At 41.2% G+C, this 3,742-nt stretch carries 4 protein-coding genes and 1 pseudogene; 3 read left to right on the top strand and 2 right to left on the bottom strand.

Going from position 1 to position 3,742, the window contains the following annotated elements; genetic code table 11:
• Window positions 1-195, bottom strand: a pseudogene (locus D9734_RS20970) (glutamate decarboxylase); the annotation flags it as partial.
• 593 nt (window positions 196-788) lie between these two features.
• Here D9734_RS20970 and D9734_RS20965 point away from each other — a divergent pair.
• Window positions 789-1,340 (top strand): tyrosine-type recombinase/integrase, encoded by a 552-nt coding sequence (locus D9734_RS20965; RefSeq protein WP_130210257.1) that lies wholly within the window; start codon window positions 789-791, stop codon window positions 1,338-1,340.
• On the opposite strand, the gene D9734_RS20960 is transcribed toward D9734_RS20965, so the two are convergent.
• Window positions 1,337-2,179, bottom strand: coding sequence for a helix-turn-helix transcriptional regulator (locus D9734_RS20960; protein WP_130210255.1), 843 nt, complete (start codon window positions 2,177-2,179; stop codon window positions 1,337-1,339). The genes D9734_RS20965 and D9734_RS20960 overlap by 4 nt on opposite strands.
• 150 nt (window positions 2,180-2,329) lie before the next feature.
• Here D9734_RS20960 and D9734_RS20955 point away from each other — a divergent pair, with 150 nt between their 5' ends.
• Both D9734_RS20955 and D9734_RS20950 read left to right on the top strand, forming a co-directional pair.
• A complete protein-coding gene (locus D9734_RS20955) occupies window positions 2,330-2,992 on the top strand; it encodes a tyrosine-type DNA invertase (protein WP_130210253.1) in 663 nt (220 codons plus the stop codon).
• 365 nt (window positions 2,993-3,357) lie between these two features.
• The gene (locus D9734_RS20950; protein ID WP_276320425.1) at window positions 3,358-3,726 is read left to right on the top strand and encodes a CaiF/GrlA family transcriptional regulator; all 369 of its coding nucleotides are present in this window, start codon (window positions 3,358-3,360) and stop codon (window positions 3,724-3,726) included.
• The last annotated feature ends 16 nt before the right edge of the window (window positions 3,727-3,742 follow it).

Below are 3,742 nucleotides of genomic sequence, written 5' to 3'. Positions count from 1 at the left end.
CTGGCAAAAAGTTGCCAGATTTTGACGAGCGTTACCGTCGAGAAATAATTCATCATTGATAATTTGAAATGCGACATCATCACGCATTTCATGCAGCGGAAAATGTTTAGATTCAGCGATGGTGGAAATAGATTTTGTACCAAAACGTGAATCGAGTAGTTCCGACCTTAAATCCGTTACTTGCTTCTTATCCATTTCAAACTCCTTAAAATGATTGGATCGCAATAAAAAAGTAGGATTTATCGATAAAGTAAGCAAGCTCAATGGTCTGGGTTTTAAATAACAAAATCCTAATCTTGTTTGGTTTTTGACAATAATTGCATTATGTTTTTTTAAGTAAAAACAAAAGGATGAGCAATATACTAATGATAATTTCGATCTTTTTAGCGTTATTTTAATGTGTTTTTTTACCTGCCGTTATTATCACGTAAAAATTAGCCAATAAAATATCATTATTAGTTAGTGGTTAATTTTTTTGAACGTTTTTAAAGATTATCGAATAAAAAAGATATAATTACCAGAATCCCCGCCAACATTGTTCGTGGGGTAAGTTGTTATTTCGGCAGTAATACTACGATATAGGTAACTGCGTGAAGGAGTTGTTGCCCTGGATGTAAACTGATTTTTACCCTACGTGTCATATGGACGTTCACTTATTATCTTTGAAGGCCAGGCAAGATAACGTCAATACGGCGTTGGGGATCGTTTACACGCCAACTTCCGAAACTGATAAGTCTTCCTTTTAATTAATAGTGTAAAATTCAGGTATAACTCTGACAGGAGGAAATATGCGTAAATACATCACCAGCAGCGAATGGGCGCTTTTCTTTAATGCTATAACGGGTACGCGAAATGAAATCCGTGATAAAGCATTGCTACATATAACTTACATTCATGGACTTCGCGTCAGTGAGTTGATAGACCTTAGACTGGGAGATCTTGATATGACTGAAAAAATTGTTTTTATTAGGCGTCTGAAAAATGGATTATCAACTTCACATCCATTACAGCCAGAAACAATAGAATTATTGCAACACTGGTTCCTGATTAGAAAAAGATACGCTAAAGGTAGTCAGGATGATTATATTTTTCTGTCAAGCCATGGAAAAAAAATTTCCAGACAATGGATTTATAAACTCTGCGCACGATATAGTCAGCGTGCGGGTCTGAGAATTAAGGTTCATCCGCACATGTTGCGTCATGCCTGTGGTTATGCTCTTGCTAATCAGGGACTGGATACCCGTCTGATTCAGGATTATCTGGGTCACAGGAACATTCATCATACTGTACTGTATACGGCCAGTAATCCAGGACGTTTTCATCGGGTCTGGCGCAGTTAAATTTTTACGCAAGGAGTGAGGAATTGCATATCCATAATATTTTTATTATCTGTTCTGTGAAATAGTGTGTATATAGGTCCTCTTTTTAAAACACATTTATTAATACACAGCGCCCCCATGGCATCATATATATGAAAATCAAAAATCTCTTTGTATGTCCCAGTAAATTCCTGGCTGGCATATAAACCATCAGGAAGAAGCGTCTCTGGCAGGGAAAAACTGTTTATTTCTTTAAAAGTATAAATTAGTTCAGAATCTGTTTCTCTGGAGGGTATCATTTCACCTGAAATCATAAAATCAGACATTTCATTAACAGGATCATAAATTGATACTATGGACTGAAAAAGGTTACGGTTATAAATAAAATGATCGCCGCTCTGGGTATGGATAAAGTCCATTCCCAGATTCACAGGCATTTTAAGGTTTGGAACAGAAGGATGATTGCCCTCAGCTATCTCAATCATTCTGAATTTTGTGCACAGTGTGGTTCTGTACAATACGGGCTGGGCATACTGCATATCCCAGGCATCCGCATTGCGATACTGTACTGGTGACACCTTGAACTGTTGCCTGAAAGCACGGGAAAAAGCCTGGGGCGAACTGAACTCATACATTAGTGATATATCTGTTATCCGGCGACTGGTATGACGCAAAAGTAAAGCGGCAAGTGTTAGTTTTCTGCGACGTATGTATTGCGCCACACTGATCCCCGTTACATCCTGAAACAGTTTGTACAACCAACGTTCTGAATAGCCTGAACGTTCAGCAAGAACTTTTACTGACAGTGAGCTGTTCAGATTCCCTTCGATAATTCCCGCCAGTTGCTGGATTAAATTCATTTGCTATACCTGTGGGTCCATGCCAGTTGACTGTTCTTAAGAGCAATCGGTGTTTTATTCTGCTTTCCTGACTTTAGCACGTTTAGCCATAGCCTGATGGGGTCATCGTGTCACTCTTGAATGCTCTGTTTCATCTGACCGGAGCCATTAATGTCTTCCCGAAAATTTCTTACTCACCATGAAGTCAGCCTTTTGCTACAGGCGGTGCTGAAGGGGCGCCACCCGGAACGTGATGCCTGCATGATACTTCTTGCCTTTATCCACGGACTCAGGGTCAGCGAAATGCTTTCGTTACGTCTTGCTGACCTTGAGCTCGAGTCCCGAAAACTGTGCGTCCAGCGCCTGAAAAACGGCTTCAGCACCGTGCATCCCTTACTGACTGAAGAAGTACAATGTATCAGGAACTGGCTCAAAGCCCGGGAAACTATGAAATTACCTACTACAGAAGAAGAGAGGGACTGGCTGTTTATTTCCAGATCAGGGCGTCCGCTTACCCGTCAACGATTTTATAACTTGCTGGCTGAAGCAGGAAGAAATGCCGGGCTGACTGTTGCTGTCCATCCACATATGCTGAGACATGGGTGTGGTTACGCGTTGGCTGATAACGGCATCGATACACGCCTGATTCAGGATTACCTGGGACACCGGAATATCCGGCATACGGTGATTTATACAGCTTCAAATTCGGCCCGCTTTGAACGGTTATGGAAGCCGTCAAAAAGGGCGAAAAAGCAACTTTTTGACCCAAACTGTAAACTGCCTGTATTGCGGTTGCAAATGTTAAAAAACACATGTTATGCAAACAACAATTAATTAAAGATCATTTGATTTAAATCAATAAAACCCCCATATCAATTCCCTTCTGTAACAATATGGCATTGATGTCTGTCAGTTTTCTAAATTTTCCAAAACTCCATCAATAGTATAAATAGCCAAAAACATCACATAACTAAGAAAATAAAACCAGATAAAAACAAAAATTTAGTTTTTTAATCCAATGTTGTCAAAATGGGTCATTTTGACAACAACAGATCCTCTTCTTGTGCACCTGTATTGCGCGTTACTCAGCACTGATAACCCGACACATGCGGCAACAGATGTCTGTTGTCATTACTGGGGGAGGGATACCAGTGCTTCTTAATTCATATTTCTGACGGAGAGATATTCAGGTGGCGGGTATGCCTGAGAGACGCAGACGAATAAAGAGACATTTTTTCTGTCCTGAGTGTGTTCAGGACATGCAGGCTCGACCACTGTATATCATCGTGACCTTCTGGGGGATGCGAACCGGCAGGTTACTGACAGTTGAGGCGGTCAGCCGGGAGTTTCATATACCCCAGAGAACAGCAAAAAATATTCTGTATTACATTGAGCACGAGGGACGAAACCATATCCGCAGCAGGCGCTTCATACAGAACGAACCGACAACGGGACGAAGACGCGCTCTGCGGATCCTGGATATACAGGATCCGCAGGAAATCCCGGCAAGTTCAGGAGCAGAACTGGATGTTCTGTTGGAACCTGTTGCCCCCACAGCAAAGCTGTAGTGGATCACAAAATCAG

The organism is Escherichia sp. E14S1 (assembly GCF_004211995.1).
In the GTDB taxonomy this organism is placed as follows: Bacteria; Pseudomonadota; Gammaproteobacteria; order Enterobacterales; family Enterobacteriaceae; genus Escherichia.
Note: the sequence above shows the minus strand (reverse complement) of the source record. Positions and strands in the feature narration are given on the sequence as shown.